Here is a 16,104-nt window from a genome sequence, read left to right on the forward strand (position 1 = left end):
CCGGACGGCACGGTCAGTCCCGAAGGCCACAGTGAGTGCTGGCCGTTGCTGTTGGCCAGCACGAGGTAGCTGGCACGGTCGTCCTCGAAGGGATTGGTGTTCATATCGCCTCCCGCAGGTTGTCAGGTCATCCGTCGCAGCCGGGGCCGCTGGGCCGCCCCCGGCGCGCTCGCCACCGCCGGGCCGAGGCCGGCCACCGTGGGATGGGCGAAGACGGTGGCGAGGTCCACGTCGCGGCCGAGCGCCGCCCGGATCCGGTTGATCAGCCGGGCCGCGAGCAGCGAATGCCCGCCCAGTTCGAAGAAATTGTCGTCAATGTCCACCTGCTCGACGCCGAGCACGTCGCGATAGAGGTGGCACAGCCGCCGCTCGATATCGTCGCGCGGCTCCCGGCCGGTGGACGGACTCCCGGTGACCACGGCGGGTAGGGCGGCGAGATCCAGCTTGCCGGTGGCCGTCCGCGGCAGGGCGGGTACCACGACCACGGCGCCGGGAACCAGATGCTCCGGTAGCTGCGCGGCGAGCGCCTGCCGCACCGCCGCGGGGGCGATGCCCGTACCGACGACGTAGGCGACCAGCATCCGGTCGCCAGGTGTGCGTTCCGCCACCACGACAGCGGACTGCTGCACGCCGGGCTGGGCGGCCACCGCGGCGTTCACCTCGTTCGGCTCCACCCGGAATCCGCGGATCTTGACCTGATCGTCGCTGCGGCCCCGGTAGGTGAGCACGCCGCCGTGCCAACGGCCGAGGTCACCGGTGCGGTACATCCGGTCACCCGGTGCGCCGAACGGGTCGGCGACGAATCGGATGGCGGTGCCGGGAGCGTCGCCGAGGTATCCGGTGGCCAACCCGTCCCCGGCCAGGTAGATCTCGCCCACCACACCCGGTGGCACGGGTTGCAGGCGGGCATCCAACACATAGGCTCGCTTGTGCGCCACCGGCCGCCCGATCGGGATCGTGCCCGCGTCGAGGTCCTCGGGGCTGATCTGGTGGCAGGTGGTGAAGCCCATGCTTTCGGCTGGTCCGTAGCCGTTGCCGATGCGCAGGTCAGGCCGTTGTCGGGCGACCGCTCGGACGTGTCGTACCGAGGCTGCCTCGCCACCGGTGAAAACCTGCGTCAGTCCATCGAAGGTCTCCGGGTGCTCGTCGGCCAGGAAGTTGAACAGGCTCGCCGACAGTTGCAACATGGTGACGCCGTGGCGTGCGGCTGCGGCGGCGACACGGGCCGGTTCCGGCCGCTGGCCCGGTTGCAGCACGCACAGGCCGCCGAACAGCAGCGCACCGAACAGCTCCAGCGAGAAGCCGTCCCAGGACACGGGTGAGCACTGCAGGAACACCTCACCCGGCCCGAACCGCGCATAGCTCTGCTCCCGGAGGGTGGCCACCATTGCGCGATGCGGGACGAGCACCCCCTTGGGCTCACCGGTCGATCCGGAGGTGAACAGCACGCACGCCGGCATCGCGTCCGGTCGTGACGGCCAGGTGTCCGCAGCACCTGCGGCCGGTAGGTCGTCGGTGAGCAGCACACGGACCCCGGCGGTGGCGATCCGCGCCACGAGGTCGCCCCGAGTCACCACCAGCGTGCCCCCGCAGCGAGCCCGGATGCTCCGCAGCCGTTCGTTCGGATAGTCGGGGTCCAGCAGGGTGTAGGCGGCCCCGGTGCGGAGCACGGCAAGCAGCGAGGCGACCATGTCGGTGCCTCGTTCGAGCAGGATCGGGACCACCTGGCCCGGACCCGCCCCTGCGGTGCGCAGAGCCGTCGCCAGCGTGCCGGCGCGCTCGGCCAGTTCTCCGTACATCACGGTGCGGTCGCCGTCGACCAGCGCGGTCGCTCGCGGTCGACGCCGGGCCTGCTGCCAGAAGAGTTCGTCGAGGGTTCCTAGCGAGGTGGGCCGCGCGTGACCGGTCACGCCGCCCGCGGCGAGGAGCGCGGCCATGGTGTCCGTGCCGATCAGCGAGGCCTGCCAGATCGACCGGCCGGGGTGCGCGACGACCTGCCGTAGGAAGAGGGTGAAGCTGTCGAGCAGCGTGTCGGCGGTGTCGGCGTCGAACACGTCGGCGTTGAACGACCAGCGCAGGGTCAGACCAGCTGGTGTCCCGGTGGCGGGGTCCACCTCCTCGGCGATGCCGATGGACAGCGCGAACTTCGCGTTGTCGGTGGTCAGCACTTCGGTGCTGGTGACGCAGCCGTCCAGGGTGAGGTTCTCGTCGCCGTGCTCGACAGCGCTCTGCAGGGTGAACATGACCTGGAAGAACGGGTGCAGGGCGAGCGAGCGTCTCGGGTTGAGTGCGTCGACCAGCCGCTCGAACGGCAGGTCCTGGTGGCTCAGCGCGCCGACGGTGACCTGGTGTGCTCGATCGATCAGCGCGTCGAACGACGGGTCGCCACCGGTGTCGATGCGGAAGACCAGCGAGTTGACGAAGAAGCCGACGAGGTCGTCGAGATCCGACTCGCCCCGTCCGGCGACCGGGCTACCCAGCGGGATGTCCGTGCCCGAGCCGGTGCGCGTGAGAAACGCGGCGATGGCCGACTGCAACACGGTGAACAGGGTCGTACCGTGTCCCCGTGCGATAGCGATCAGCCGTTGGTGCAGGCCAGCGGGCAGAGTCCGGACGACCAGGACGCCCTGGGTGCCCAGCCGGTTCGGCAATGCGCGATCGGTGGGCAGGCTGAGCTGCGGTTCGAGGCCGCGTAGGCGGTCGCGCCAGTAACCGATCTGACGGTGGGCGAGGCTGCCCGGGTCGTCCTCGGAGCCCAGCAGTTCCCGCTGCCAGAGCGCGAAGTCCGCGTACTGGATCGGTAGCGGCGGCAGGTCCGGTGCCGCTCCCTTGCGGCGGGCGGCGTACGCGGCGCCCAGGTCACGGCACAGGGGACCGGTGGAGACACCGTCGGTGGCGATGTGATGGATCACCAGCAGGAACAGGAAGCGGTCGACGCCGGTACGCCACACCCGCGCCCGCACCGGCAGGTCGGTGGTGAGGTCGAACGGCTCACGGCAGGTTGCCACGAGTGCCTCTTCGGCCTGCTCCGGTGTGGTCTGCTCGTAGACCAGGCGGGGGACCGCTGCCGCGGCCGGCACGATGACCTGCTCGCCGGTGTCGTCGTTGCACGGATAGCGGGTCCTCAGGACCTCGTGCCGGGCGACGAGGTCGCCCAGGGACGACTGCAGGGCCGCCAGGTCTAGCGGGCCGTCGATCTCGATCCGGAACGGTACGTTGTACGCGTCGCTGGCCGGGTCCAAACGGTTGATCATCCAGAGGCGTTGCTGACCGTAGGACATGGCAACCATGGTGTTCCTCCCGTGTCGGTGCGGGCGGGGCTATCGGGTGAGGTCGTCGACCGGTGTCTGCTGCGCCGGTTCGCGCCGTGAGGGGTGCGGCCAGATGTCGGCGGCGGTGACAGCGTCCGGCCGGTAGAGGCCCAGCGCGCTGACGAGCATCCGTATCTCGAGGTCGATGCACTCGACCAGACGGACGAGGCCCGCCGTACGGTCCTCGTCGACGGCGAGGAGCGCAGCGCGACCCAGCCCGACGGCCTGGGCGCCCAACGCCAGTGCCTTGACCGCGCGGGCACCCTCCCAGATCCGGCCGCTGGCGAGCGTGCGAATCCCCGCCTGGCCCAGCCGGGCCAGGCACTCGACAAGCGGCAGGCCGACGTGGTCGAGGAACGCGGTGGGTGCCCATCCGGTACCCCCCTCGGCACCGTCGACGCACACCGCGTCGGCACCGGCGGCCCTCGCGGTGGCTGCGGCCTCGGCGACGTCGCGCCCCGGGTGCAGCTTGACCCACACCTTCGCGGCCGGAAAGTTGTTGCGCATCAACCGCACCTGGTGGTGCAGGATCTCCCGGGTCACGGTGCCCGGACTGCTGGCGCGCAGCACGGTGTCGGCAGCCGCGCCGAGCGGAGCGGTGGCGTACTGGCGGGCTGCTGCCGCACCGCGCTGGCGGTCCAGGAGGACCAGTCCACCGAGACCGGGCTTGGCACCCTGCCCCACCTTCAGCTCGAAGCCGAGCCGCCCCGACTCCAGCAGGTGCCTGGCGCCAGGGTGGCTGTAGAACATGTTCCACACCTCGGCATCGGCATCCTCCGTGCTCTGCTGGATGATGACGCCGCCGTGGCCGTCGCCCAGCTCGGCCGCGTACGCGTCCAGCCGGTCGAGCATGGGGGCGGCAGCCTTCGCGGTTCCGGCGCTGAACTGTGCCGTCGGCACCAGGTTCTCCCCGATGACCATGGGGAGCCCCAACCTGCCGGCCTGACGACTGATCGCCTCACCCAGTCCGGCCGCGATCCGGGTCGAGCCGAACGCGCAGACGAACACCGGCAGAGGCGCGGAGAAACCGCCGATCGTCGAGTTCGTGTCCACATCCGAGTAGAGAGGTTCCCGGCCCAGCTCGATGAGCTTGTGCAGGCGGTCCGGCATGAAGACCGGTGGGACCAGCCGCAGGGCGTCGAGGTCGTCGAAGAGTTCGGAGCGGGAGCCGAACGCGACACGGCCGTACTGGTCGGCGCTCGGAAAGGCGGCGGGTGCGCCACGCCGGGCGCGGTCGCGAATCCGTTCCTCGGGCAGGCCCGGAGCGTGCAGAGCGCCGGGGGAGGGGGCGTTAGCTGGTACGACGTCCCGCTGGGCGGGTGTCGCAACGGTCATTGACGGCGGTCTCACGGCGAGACCACGCCCGGGATCTTCGGGAATGCGCAGACCTGCCAGACCGCGTCCAGGCCGGTGACGTAGCGGATCAGCCGCTCCAGACCGATACCGAAGCCCGCACTGGGCGGGAGTCCCTGTCGCGCCAACGCCAGATACCAGGAGTACTTGGCGGGATTCTCGCCGGTCTCCCGCATTCGGGTCACCAGCTTGGCATAGTCGTGTTCGCGCTGGCCGCCGCTGGCCAGTTCCCCGTAGCCCTCCGGTGCGATCAGATCGAAATTGCGCAGCACCCCGGGACGGTCGGGGTCCTCCTGGTCGTAGAAGCCTCGTGAGCCTTTTGGATAGTCGACGATGAAGAACGGCGTGTCCGCACCTGCCGAGAGCGTACGCTCCGCCTGCCAGTTGATCTCGGTGTAAGGGTCCTGGGGCTGTCCGGCCTCGCGCAATCGGGCCGTCGCGTCGTCATGGGTCATGGTGCCGACCTCGCCGAGCGCGCCAGACAACGCGGCCGGGTCGCGGCCCAGGATCGTGAGTTCCCCCGGACAACGCTCGATCACCGCCTGGAGGGCGGCGCGGAAGATGCCGTGGGCGACGGACATCGCTTCTGCCCGCCCGGCGTGGGCGAGTTCCACGTCGATCTGGTGGAACTCTGCCAGGTGCCGGCTGGTTTCCGCCGTCTCCAGCGGCTCCAGTCGAACGTTCGGAGCGATGCAGTAGATCTTGTCGAAGCTCAACAGCGAGGCCTGTTTGTACAGGATGGCACTGGTCATCAGTCGGTAGCGTTCGCCGTAGTAGTCGATGTCCACCTGTTTGGAGCCGCGGATTCCCGGATCGGTCACCGGGCCGATGATGGGCGGGAGCACCTCGGCGAAACCCTGGCCGTCAAGATGGTGGCGGACGGCTACGAGTACGCACTGCTGAATCCTCAGCGCCGCACGGGTGCTGTCGGCGGTCAGGTGAGCCCGCAGGTCGGGGCGTACGGCAGTATCGATCGACGCGGTCATGGTGAGTCCTTTCCGGAGGTGGCGGTACCTGGGGCGCCGTGCAGGGTGCCAGCGAGGCACCTCGCCGACGAACCGGCGTCACGGACCGAGGAGATTCCGGACGAGGTCGGCGGCGCTGGCCGAGTCGTCCCCGGCCGGGGGTGGTAGGCGTTCGGGCGGCTAACCTCCCGACACCTCGGGGACGGACGCCCTCCCGAGGGCGCCGCTGTCGAACCTGCGGGCGACGTAGGACAGGTGGGCCAACAGCTCGGTTGATCCGATGCGGCGGGAGTTTTGCGAGTCCGCCGCGCCGGCGAGGGGCATACGTCCCACCCCGGCCCACCTCAACCAGCCATCAGCAGCCAGGTAACTGCGCGACAGACCGGCGTTGTCCGGATGGAGGCAGTACGGCACGTCCAGGATGCCGAGCGAGAACGCCTGCCGGAGCGCCTGACCGACATCGGTGCTCAATTCCAGCACCGCGTTGACCAGGGTCGACGCCTCTGCATAGACCTCGGTGTCCGTGCCGGCCGCCGGTGGCACCCGGTAGTGCCGCTCGGACGCCACATCGCCGGCGAGTTCCAGCGCCGTGACGTTCTCAGTGACGGTGGGAATACGGTGCGCCTCGGCGGCTGTCTTGACGATGAGCCGGGCCACCGGTGTACGACTGGCCAGCCGTGCGGCCTCACAGAGGAGGCGGCGGGCACCCTGCTCGGTGCGGGGGTAGACCCCCATGTACGCGTAGAGAACGATGTGTCGATCCGCGTCGTGGGGGACGAACTCAGCGGCCAGCCGGTGCAACGCCAGTAGTGCATGTTCATCTTGCTGCGCGTTCGCCTGCTGGGCGTAGCTGAGTGATACGGAACGTAGCCCTTGCTGGTAGAAGAACAGCGCCTCCAGGACGCTGATAGCCACGAGCAGGCTCGGCGGGCAGAGTTGACCCATCATGCAACCACCGAAGGTCTCGAGGTGAGGCTCGGCCCCTTGCTCCTCAAGTTCGAGCAGCAACTGACAGCATCGCTCCCAGTTGGCGACGGACTCCCGCAGCGGTAGACGACCGTAGGGCAGGCAATAGGAGACCGGTCCGCCCTCCGTCGCGTCGAGACCAAGCTGCACCATCGCCGCAAAAATGTCCTGCGGGAGAGCGGAGCCGTGGCGGACCTGCACCGGGAAGTTCTCGTCACGAATGCGATGAAGGACGGCGTGGGTGGTCGCCACGGGGTGCGCGACGATCGGGTATCCGTTCAGGGGCACTCCGCTGCGCATCGCCTCGCGTGCACTTCCGTGTTCGCCCAACCTCGTATAGCTGTCGAGCGTGATCGTGCCGACGGTCGTGGCCCTCGCTCGTTTCGTCGCGGCCAGTCCGGCGCGCATCTCGGCGGGGTTGCTCAACCCCATCCGTGGCTGCACGACCAGCAGACCCGCCTGCTGGGCTCTGGCGACGAACCGGCCGAGGGAGATGCGCTCCGCCGACACCTGGGCTGGTCGTGCTCCCACGACTGTCGTTACCGGTCCTGCGGCTACCACGCTGCCTCCACCGCCCGAACACCGGAATCAAGCGACCTTGTCACGCCGGAGCCTGGTGCGGGTAGGGAGAGCACGAACTTCTGGAAGGAGTCGAGGCTGGTGCCGTCGGCGAAAACCGCAGTGAATCCGGCGGACAGCAGGCGTTCAGTCTGAGCGACCTCGTCCTCGCTGCCGATGCCGAGTTTTCCGCCTATGATCATCGGTGTGGCGGCGAGTTCATCTCGCCGACGTAGTGCCCGGGCCAGCCGCAAACCGTCATGGTATCCGTGACCGTTGACGCTGCTGATGACTACGAGCCCCGGGCGTAGGTTCATGCACTCCGCGACGATGACGTCGTCTGGAACACAAGCACCCAGATTCTTCACCGGGTGGCCGAGTTCCTCGATCAGAAGCTGAAGGAATATGAGGTTCCAGGTGTGCGAGTCCGATGCGGTGCTGGAAAGCAAGACGTGGGTGCCAGGCGATTGCACACCTGTTGGGCTTGCTTCACCCATGCTCCATCCTTTCTTCGGATTCGGGTTTCGAGGATCAACGCGCCAGATGGCAATCAACGGACGAAAGCCAGCTACCGGCTCTGTAACGTTAAGCCGTCAACCGGTACGAAGAAGGCAGTTGATGGGCGGGAAACCGGCAGTTGCTGTCGCCGGCAGGGTGATGGTACTGCCGCCGGCAACTGGAGTGCCGGGCCGTGTTCGTCGCCGGAACGCAGAAGCTGGGCAGCGCCGGATCGACACTGCCCAGCGCGGGTCGCAGCGAGGTGCCGGGAGGAGCAGGGAGATCAGCCGGCGAGGGGGCCGTTGTCGGGGCGCGTGCCGAGCACTGCCCTCCGCACGAGGTTCAGGACGGTGAAACGCTGCCTGCCCGGCTCGTCGACGGCGCGAATGCAGCCGCTTATCAAAAGGGCGTACACGCCGCGTGCCGCCTCAGCAGATCTCCCGCCGACGAGGGACGCCACCTCGTCGATCGACCAGGTGTCCGTCCGGTCCGACAGCTTCGTCAGCAGCGTCCGGAGGTCGGGCTCAAGCTGTCGTATGGTCTCCGTCAGCGACGCGGCGAAGTTCACGTCGGTCTCCTGGGTCGGTGACGCGCACAGCGGAAACGGATCTGCGTAGATCAACTCGATCAGCTCGCTCGGAGGATGAACCAGCGACCAGGAAGCCACGTGCTCCAGCACTCCCGGGATGCCATCGAGGAGACGGGAAAGCTCCGACAGCATGGCCGCACTCGATGCGTCGAAATCCAATTGTGGGTGGAAGGCACGTAGGTGGGACAGGAGCAACTGGACCGAGGCGAGGTTCTCCACATCACGGATGGTTGCCGCCGCGGTGCTCCCCGCCACCGGCAGCGGGCCGACCGGAAACAGCTGCTCGCCGGTCATATGGCGTGGATCACGGCTCGTGGACACGATACGAAGTCCCGGATGGCGGGTGAGTGCTGTTTCCAACTCATCGTAGATCGCCGCGCCGGCCGCGAGGTCGTCCAGCACCAGCAGCACGTTGCGCGCGTCGACATGGGAAATCGCCTCACGGAGTACTTCGCCGTCAGGGTCGGCTGGTTGGTCGCGGCTGCTGGAAGAAGCACCATTCTTCGGTGCCGTTCCTGCCCGAGGTCCGTTCCTGAGACCGTGTGAGATCCAGGGAGTGTGCCATCCCTGTCGCTGAAGTGCCCCGGCGAGAGCGATCACGGTGCGAGTCTTACCGACACCGTTCAGGCCCACCACCCGAATCATCCGCTGCCCTGACGAGGTCAAGAGGTTCGACAACGCCTTTACCTCGTCGGACCGGCCCAGGAGAGTGCCGGCGGCCATGGGGGGATCCAGGCGCACCGCCCGATCATGGGCCGCCCCGGCGGGAGGTGGTTGATCGTTGCCGGCAGCCGCTTCGAAAGCCGTACGGTCTGCACTAGGGAGGCGGAGGACGTCGGCGAGGAGACGAACCGTCCCCTGTCTCGGGTGGCGAGCTGCTCCACGCTCGAGATCCCGAATTGCTCGAACACTCACGGTTGACAAATCTGCGAGCTGCTGCTGTGTCAGCCCCCTTCGCTTGCGGTGCCGCCGCAGCATTTGTCGAAAAGTTGTTAACGCGCTGTTCCTATCCATATGATCCGTTCCCACGGTGTAGATGCACTCACTCCTCACCCCGGACACTCGGGCGGCAGCCTGACGTCCAGGATCGGAGTCTGAGACGTGGTCTGGGTGTGCCGCGATTTCGAACCGGGTCCGAAGGACGGATGAGGCGGGCGACAAGGCGATTCCCGGCGCGTCGGGCGCGGGACCGTTTCTAAACGCGTGGCCGTCGGCTTCGCGCCCCCGACCGACACTGGTTGCAGCGTCCCCAGTCACATGCCTGTTCGCCGCTCGGAGGCATCCAAGTTGCCACCACCCCAGGGGATGGCGGATTGGTGTCCCGGTAATCGCGTCTACCGGTCCCGGTTCGTCGCGGCTCCGCCGGTTTCGACCGGCCGGTCGGAGCTGTGTGCCGGTCGGGGAGAGCGGTGGCGCGAAGTGCTCACCCGGCCTCGGCCTGTTCGTCGCTGGCAGCTGGCTGGCGTGCGAGATCGACGAACGCGAAGACCGTGTCCAGTGATCTTGCTCGTCCGTACCGTGGGCGGCATCTTGTCGGATCGTGGCTCAATTGATTTCTCCCCCGTGACGGCAAATCCGCACTTGACGCTACAAAGGCTTGCGAGTGGCGGCAACCGATGGGAGCCGTGACATCCGGCCCGTCGGGTTCAAGCTGGTCACGGAGCGTGGTCAAGACTGCTTCGGCGGTCGATCTTGTCCACCTCAGTGGGTGGAGCAAGGTGCGATCGTCTTGACACTGTGTGTTACGGAGGTGGGTGATGGGTCGTTGGCCTTTCGGTATTTGCACAGAGGGGAGAAGCCAGGCATAAATGCCTTTAACGGGTTAATTTGGAGGTTATGGACCCTGGTCGACAGACGGCGGACAGACGTGTCGTACCCGACGCCGACGTGTACCTCGACCGGCGGTGCCGGTAGGGAAGCACCTGCCCCAGCAGGAGTCCAACTCCGGCGGCGGTGCTGTCCCCCGAGGACACGTCATCGAGGTTGGTACCCCGGTCGGCCACCTGCCACGACGTCGTCCGCCGACCAGCCGTCTCGTCACTCCAGCCCCGTCAGGGTGGGCATCGGATGTAGCGCCCTCGGCGGCGGATACCGTGCCATGTTTCGCCCCGCAGCAGGGGGGCATCTTCCGGCGACGACCTACGAAGACCGCAGGTCACGCTGGGGGAGGTGCCCGATGACGGTCGACCGTCAGCAGAGGTTGCCCGTTGTCGGCGACGGAACGGAACGGATTTCACCCGGTACGCCCCGGGGGACCGCCCCGGGCGACGGGGATCCGAGGGTGAGCGCCCCGGACCGGCAGCCCGGGGAGGCGTTCCGGTCGGCCGTCCGCGCCGGTCGGCTGGACCTGCCGTTGCCCGGTGGTGGACGTACGGCGCAGCGGTGGTCGCGTCTGGTCGAACTCGGCCGCACCGACCTGGTGCTGGCCCGGCTGGGGGAGGGGCACGCCGACGCCCTGGCGATCCTCGCCGAGCTGGGCGTGCCGGTCGATCCCCGGTGGCGTCGTGAGCCGTGGGGCGTGTGGGCGGCCGCCCCGGCCTCGGTCACCGCGACCCGGGACGGCGATCGGTGGCTGCTCACCGGGGACCGGCCCTGGTGCTCCGGGGCGGGTCTGCTGTCCCGGGCGCTGGTCACCGCGACCGCCGCCGACGGTGTCCGGCTGTTCGCGGTCGAGGTCGGTGCGGCCGGGGTCACCCCGGTGGCCGGCACCTGGCCCGCCGTCGGCATGGCCGCCAGCGACAGCCGGACCGTCAGCTTCGACGGCGTGACCGCCGTACCCGTGGGTGAGCCGGGCCGCTACACCGCGCGGCCGGGCTTCTGGCACGGCGGGCTGGGCGTGGCGGCGTGCTGGTACGGCGGCGCGGTCGGGGTCGCCGACGCCCTGCGCGACGCGGCCCGGCACCGCGGCCTCGGCCCGCACGCCATGGCGCACCTCGGGGCGGTCGACGCGGCCCTCACCGCCGCCCGCGCCGTCCTGTTCGCCGCCGCCGACGCGATCGACGCCGACCCCACCGGTGACGCGGACCGGCTGGCGCACCAGGTGCGGGCCACCGTCGAGGCGGCGGCCACCACCGTCGTCGAGCGGGTCGGCCGGGCGTTGGGGGCGGGACCGTTGTGCCGGGACGCCGACCACGCCCGGCGGGTCGCCGACCTGACGGTGTACCTACGGCAGAGCCACGCGGAGGCGGACCTGGCCCATCTCGGCGAACTCGCGGCGGCGGCGGGGGAACCCGGATGGTGAGGCCGATCGTCGACACGGGCACCGACGAGGGCACCTGGCGTGCTTGGGCCGCACCGGCCGACTGGCCCGTACTCGCGCTGGACGACCGGGCGCGGGCGGTGCCGCCGCTGGTCGTCGCCCCGCACCCCGATGACGAGGTGCTCGGCGTCGGCGGCCTGGTCGCGGTGCTCACCGGCGGCGTCGAGATCACCGTCGTCACCGACGGCGAGGCCTCCCACCCGGACTCGACGGTCCACTCCCGCGCGGAGCTGGCCGCGATCCGGCGGGCCGAGACGGTGACGGCCTGCGGGCTGCTCGGCGTCGTCCCCGCGGCCATCGACCATCTCGGGCAGCCCGACGGCGCCGTCGACGAAGCGGCCCTCACCGACGCGTTGACCACCCGGCTGACACCGGAGCGGTGGTGCGTCACGACGTGGCGCGGCGACGGCCACCCCGACCACGAGGCGGTCGGTCGTGCGGCCGCGGTCGCCTGCCGGCGTACCGGCGCGACGCTGCTGGAGTTCCCGGTGTGGACGTGGCACTGGGCCACGCCGGACCACCCCGACGTGCCCTGGCACCGGGCCCGCCGGATCGACCTGACCCCGGCGGCCCGGTCGGCCAAGAGGCGGGCGGTCGACGCCTTCCGTAGTCAGGTGCTGCCGCTCGGGCCGACGCCCGCCGACGCCGCGATCCTTCCCCCGCACGTTCTCGCCCGCTTCGCCCGCCCCTACGAAACGGTGTTCGTGTCATGACCTCACGCGGCACCCCCGACGGGTACTTCGACGACATGTACGCCCGGGCCGAGGACCCGTGGAGCTTCGCCACCCGCTGGTACGACCAGCGAAAGCACGAGGTGACCGTCGCCTGTCTGCCCCGCCGCCGCTACCGGTCGGCCTTCGAGCCGGGATGCTCGACCGGCATGCTCACCCGCCGCCTCGCGCAACGGTGCGACCGGTTGTTGGCGGTCGACCTCGCCACCGCGCCGGTGGCGAGCGCCCGGCGGCACCTGTCCGACCAGCCGCACGTCCGGGTGGAACGGATGCGCGTCCCCGACGAGTGGCCGGCCGTGGGGACCGACCGCTTCGACCTGATCGTCCTCTCCGAGCTGGGCTACTACCTCGACGACGCCGGACTGGACCGGCTGGTGGCCCGTACGGTGGACTCGCTCGAACCCGGTGGCACCCTGGTGGCCGTGCACTGGCGGCCGGCGGTGGCCGAGCACGCACGCGGCGGCGACGACGTGCACCGGCTGCTCGCCGACGTGGACGGCCTGACCCGGACGGCCCGGCACGAGGAGGCGGACTTCCTCCTCGACGTCTTCCTCCGGGTGCCGCCGCCGGCCAGATCCGTCGCCCAGGTCGACGGCCTGTGGTGAACCGGATCGCCGTCGTGGTGCCCGCCCACGACGAGGAGGCGCTGCTGCCCGGCTGCCTGACCTCGGTCCTCGACTCGCTGCGTCACCTGCCGGTGCGCTCGGAGGTGATCGTCGTGGCCGACGACTGCCGGGACGCCACGGCCGCCGTCGCCGAGCGTCTCGGCGTCGTCGTGCTGACGGTCCGCGCCCGCAACGTCGGCCGGGCACGCGCCGCCGGCATGGCGCACGCCCTGCGGAACGGACCGCAGGGTCTGTGGCTCGCCACCACCGACGCGGACAGCCGGGTGCCCCGGCGGTGGGGCGGCTGGCAGCTGCGCCACGCCCGCGCCGGCACCGACCTGCTGGTCGGGACGGTGCGGGTCACCGACTGGGCACCCCGCTCCGCGCTGGTCCGGGAACGCTACGAGATCCGGTACCGGCACGGTCTGACCGGCACCGGCCACCGGCACGTCCACGGTGCGAACCTGGGCTGCGCCGCCACCGCCTACGAGCGGCTGGGCGGATTCGCCGACCTGCGCCACGGCGAGGACCACGACCTCGTCGAGCGCGGTCGTCGGCGTGCCATGCGGGTCGTCGCCGACGCCGACTGCGCGGTCCGGACCAGCGCCCGACGACACGGCCGCGCCCCGCACGGCTTCGCCGGCCACCTCGACGCCCTCGACGACCGGCCCCCGGCACCGCCCCGGCACCACCACACCCGGCCGGGGTGCACACGGCAGTCATCATGAGGTGGTGGTTCCCCGACGTCTGCGGCTCGCCGCGCAACGATCCCGCACCCCGGCACCGCCGGCCGGCACCAGCCTCACCGACCGGGTGCAGGCCGCCGCCGCCGTCATCGCCGTCCTGTTCGCCGGTGGGGCGCTCCTCATCTCGCTGGACACCCTCAAGGACCAGCAGCGGATCAACCGGAACCAGTGGGAGCTCAACGTCGCCGCCCAGGACCGCCAGCAGAAGCGCTACGCGTCCCGCGTCGCCTGGTGGACGACCAACCACTACCGTGAGGATGACGACTATCGGATCATGGTGCAGAACCGGTCCACCGCACCGCTGCGAGGGCTGGAGTTCTTCCTGCCCGAGCGGCACCGCTGGCTGCTGGGCGACAGCGGAGCGCCGGTGCTGTTCTTCCTGGAGGACATCCCCCCGTGCACGGTGGCGCGGTACCGCATCGGCCGGGACCTGGATGGGGAGGCGGCCAGCGCCATCCGGACGAGCTTCTCCGATCCGAGCTGGGAACTGCGCTTCACCGACAGCCTCGACCGGTGGGTGATCTCCGAGCGGGGGCTCCGGCCAGCCGGCACCGCGCCGCCGTACCCCACCCGCGGCAACGGGGTGCCGGACGTCGCCTCCGACACGCTGGACGAGGACCGGGCGGGCACGTCGGAGGCAGAGGACTGCGGTGAGGGCGGCTGAGCCGACCACGCCATGAGCGGCGTCGCCCGCCGGTCGGGCACACTGTGGACAGCGATCGGGACACCGACGCGTCGTCGACCCGCCCCCTTCGCCATCGGCCCGGGGGAGGGAACGCGACATGGCAACGGTGGGCACGTCCAGGGTGGACCGACTGCTGGCCCGGATCCGCGACGGCATCATCGGCGAGGGTGAGGTGCTGGACGGCCCGTACGGTCCCCGCCGGATCACCTACGCCGACTACACCGCCTCCGGTCGGGCGCTGGACTTCGTGGAGGACACCGTCCGGCAGTGGGTGCTGCCCCGCTACGCCAACACCCACACCGAGGGCTCCGCCACCGGGCGGGCGACGGGACGGCTGCGCGAGGACGCCCGGCGGACCATCCTCGACGCCGTCGGCGGCACCGACGACCACGTGGTGATCTTCTGCGGCTCGGGGGCCACGGCGGCCGTCGACAAGCTGGTCGGCATCCTCGAACTGCGGCTGCCCGACGGGCCGACCCGCCGCCACGGCCTGCTGGCCGGCATCCCGGCGGCGCAGCGCCCGGTGGTGTTCGTCGGTCCCTACGAACACCACTCCAACGAACTGCCGTGGCGGGAGACGTACGCCGACGTGGTCGTCATCGGCGCGGACGCCGACGGGCACATCGACCGCGCCGAGCTGGCCGCGCGCCTGGCCCGGTACGCGGACCGCCCGCTGCGCGTGGGCAGCTTCTCCGCCGCCTCCAACGTCACCGGGATCCTCACCGACACCGACGCGGTCACGGCGCTGCTGCACGCCCACGGGGCGCTGTCGTGCTGGGACTACGCCGCCGCCGGACCGTACGTGCCGATCCGGATGGGGGAGTCGGCACCGGGAGCCGCGGACGGCAAGGACGCGGTCTTCCTGTCCCCGCACAAGTTCGTCGGCGGGCCGCAGACCCCCGGCGTGCTAGTGGTGCGCCGGGACCTGGTGCGCAACCGGGTGCCGACGGTCCCCGGCGGTGGGACCGTGACGTTCGTCGACCCTGCCGGGCACCGCTATCTCGACGATCCGGTCGCCCGCGAGGAGGGCGGCACCCCGGCGATCGTCGAGTCGATCCGGGCGGGCCTGGTGTTCGCCCTCAAGGAGTCCGTCGGCACCGAGGTCATCCAAGCCCGCGAGGAACGGCTGTGGTCGCGGGCGCTGCGCCGCTGGTCGGCCAACCCGGGGATCGTGGTCCTGGGCGACCTGCGGGCGCGGCGACTGCCCATCGTCTCGGTGCAGATCCGCCACGGTGCCCGCCACCTGCACCACAACTTCGTCGTCACGCTGCTCGACGACCTGTTCGGCATCCAGGCCCGCGCCGGGTGCTCCTGCGCGGGCCCGTACGGGCACCGGCTGCTGGGGATCGACGAGGAACGCTCCCGCGCGTTCCGGGAGGAGATCGTCCGGGGCTGCGAGGGGATCAAGCCCGGGTGGACCCGGATCACCTTCGGCTACTTCATCTCCGACCGGGTCGCCGACTACCTGATCGACGCGGTCGACCTGATCGCCCGCCAGGGGCACCGGCTGCTGCCGGACTACCGCTTCGACGCCCGCAGCGGCCGGTGGCGCCACCACCGGGGTACGGCGTGGTCGCCGCGCCTGGCCGACCTGGTCCCGCTGCTGACCGGCGACGACCAGCCGGCGCTGCGGCGGCGGTGGGCCGGCGAGGACGCCCTGGCCGGCTACCTGGAGGAGGCCCGGGAGATCCTGGCCGGTCGCCCGGACCACGTCGACGAGGGGGACACCGGCCTGCCGGCGGGCGTGGAGGCGCTGCGCTGGTTCCACCTCCAGCCGGCCTGCACAGCCGCCCGGGACACGCCGCCGTCGAGCTGACCGGCGCGGTCGACCGGGTGCG

The 16,104-nt window shown here is 70.5% G+C and carries 12 protein-coding genes and 2 pseudogenes; 6 read left to right on the forward strand and 8 right to left on the reverse strand.

The window, feature by feature from the left end:
• Positions 1–47: 47 nt before the first annotated feature.
• The 8 genes and pseudogenes from GA0070623_RS31510 to GA0070623_RS31600 form a co-directional block, all read right to left on the reverse strand.
• Positions 48–104: pseudogene (locus GA0070623_RS31510) on the reverse strand (hypothetical protein); the annotation flags it as partial.
• 18 nt (positions 105–122) lie between these two features.
• On the reverse strand, positions 123–3,281 hold the full coding sequence (locus GA0070623_RS00010; RefSeq protein ID WP_067301660.1) for a non-ribosomal peptide synthetase: 3,159 nt from the start codon (positions 3,279–3,281) through the stop codon (positions 123–125).
• Positions 3,282–3,320: 39 nt separating this feature from the next.
• Entirely contained in the window at positions 3,321–4,646 is a 1,326-nt protein-coding gene (locus tag GA0070623_RS00015; RefSeq protein ID WP_084261026.1) for a glutamate synthase-related protein, read from the reverse strand.
• An 11-nt stretch (positions 4,647–4,657) separates the two neighbouring features.
• Positions 4,658–5,650, reverse strand: coding sequence for an asparagine synthetase A (locus GA0070623_RS00020; protein ID WP_067301657.1), 993 nt, complete (start codon positions 5,648–5,650; stop codon positions 4,658–4,660).
• A gap of 159 nt (positions 5,651–5,809) precedes the next feature.
• Positions 5,810–7,105 carry a methylaspartate mutase gene (locus GA0070623_RS00025; RefSeq protein ID WP_269458968.1) on the reverse strand — a complete coding sequence of 432 codons (1,296 nt, stop codon included), beginning with the start codon at positions 7,103–7,105 and terminating at the stop codon, positions 5,810–5,812.
• A 44-nt stretch (positions 7,106–7,149) separates the two neighbouring features.
• A complete protein-coding gene (locus tag GA0070623_RS00030; protein ID WP_067301654.1) occupies positions 7,150–7,650 on the reverse strand; it encodes a cobalamin B12-binding domain-containing protein in 501 nt (166 codons plus the stop codon).
• A gap of 284 nt (positions 7,651–7,934) precedes the next feature.
• Positions 7,935–8,981 carry a hypothetical protein gene (locus GA0070623_RS00035; RefSeq protein WP_231932601.1) on the reverse strand — a complete coding sequence of 349 codons (1,047 nt, stop codon included), beginning with the start codon at positions 8,979–8,981 and terminating at the stop codon, positions 7,935–7,937.
• Positions 8,982–9,101: 120 nt separating this feature from the next.
• Positions 9,102–9,254 (reverse strand): annotated as a pseudogene (locus GA0070623_RS31600) (helix-turn-helix transcriptional regulator); the annotation flags it as partial.
• 1,267 nt (positions 9,255–10,521) lie between these two features.
• Between GA0070623_RS31600 and GA0070623_RS00040 the strand changes: the two are divergent.
• The 6 genes from GA0070623_RS00040 to GA0070623_RS00065 all read left to right on the forward strand — a co-directional run bounded on the left by GA0070623_RS00040 (position 10,522) and on the right by GA0070623_RS00065 (position 16,082).
• Positions 10,522–11,481, forward strand: a complete 960-nt coding sequence (locus GA0070623_RS00040) for an acyl-CoA dehydrogenase family protein (RefSeq protein WP_067301647.1) — start codon at positions 10,522–10,524, stop codon at positions 11,479–11,481.
• Complete coding sequence (locus tag GA0070623_RS00045) at positions 11,475–12,212, forward strand: PIG-L deacetylase family protein (protein ID WP_067301644.1); 738 nt, start codon at positions 11,475–11,477, stop codon at positions 12,210–12,212. The genes GA0070623_RS00040 and GA0070623_RS00045 overlap by 7 nt, the downstream gene beginning before the upstream one ends.
• Positions 12,209–12,835: a class I SAM-dependent DNA methyltransferase gene (locus GA0070623_RS00050; protein ID WP_067301641.1), complete on the forward strand. Its 627-nt coding sequence runs from the start codon at positions 12,209–12,211 to the stop codon at positions 12,833–12,835. The genes GA0070623_RS00045 and GA0070623_RS00050 overlap by 4 nt, the downstream gene beginning before the upstream one ends.
• Positions 12,832–13,563, forward strand: coding sequence for a glycosyltransferase (locus GA0070623_RS00055; protein ID WP_197700021.1), 732 nt, complete (start codon positions 12,832–12,834; stop codon positions 13,561–13,563). Before GA0070623_RS00050 ends, GA0070623_RS00055 begins: the two co-directional genes overlap by 4 nt.
• A 4-nt stretch (positions 13,564–13,567) precedes the next feature.
• The gene (locus GA0070623_RS00060) at positions 13,568–14,245 is read left to right on the forward strand and encodes a hypothetical protein (RefSeq protein ID WP_157517432.1); all 678 of its coding nucleotides are present in this window, start codon (positions 13,568–13,570) and stop codon (positions 14,243–14,245) included.
• 118 nt (positions 14,246–14,363) lie between these two features.
• Positions 14,364–16,082 (forward strand): aminotransferase class V-fold PLP-dependent enzyme, encoded by a 1,719-nt coding sequence (locus GA0070623_RS00065; protein ID WP_067301636.1) that lies wholly within the window; start codon positions 14,364–14,366, stop codon positions 16,080–16,082.
• Positions 16,083–16,104: the final 22 nt, after the last annotated feature.

This window comes from Micromonospora rifamycinica, assembly GCF_900090265.1.
Taxonomy (GTDB): Bacteria; Actinomycetota; Actinomycetes; order Mycobacteriales; family Micromonosporaceae; genus Micromonospora; species Micromonospora rifamycinica.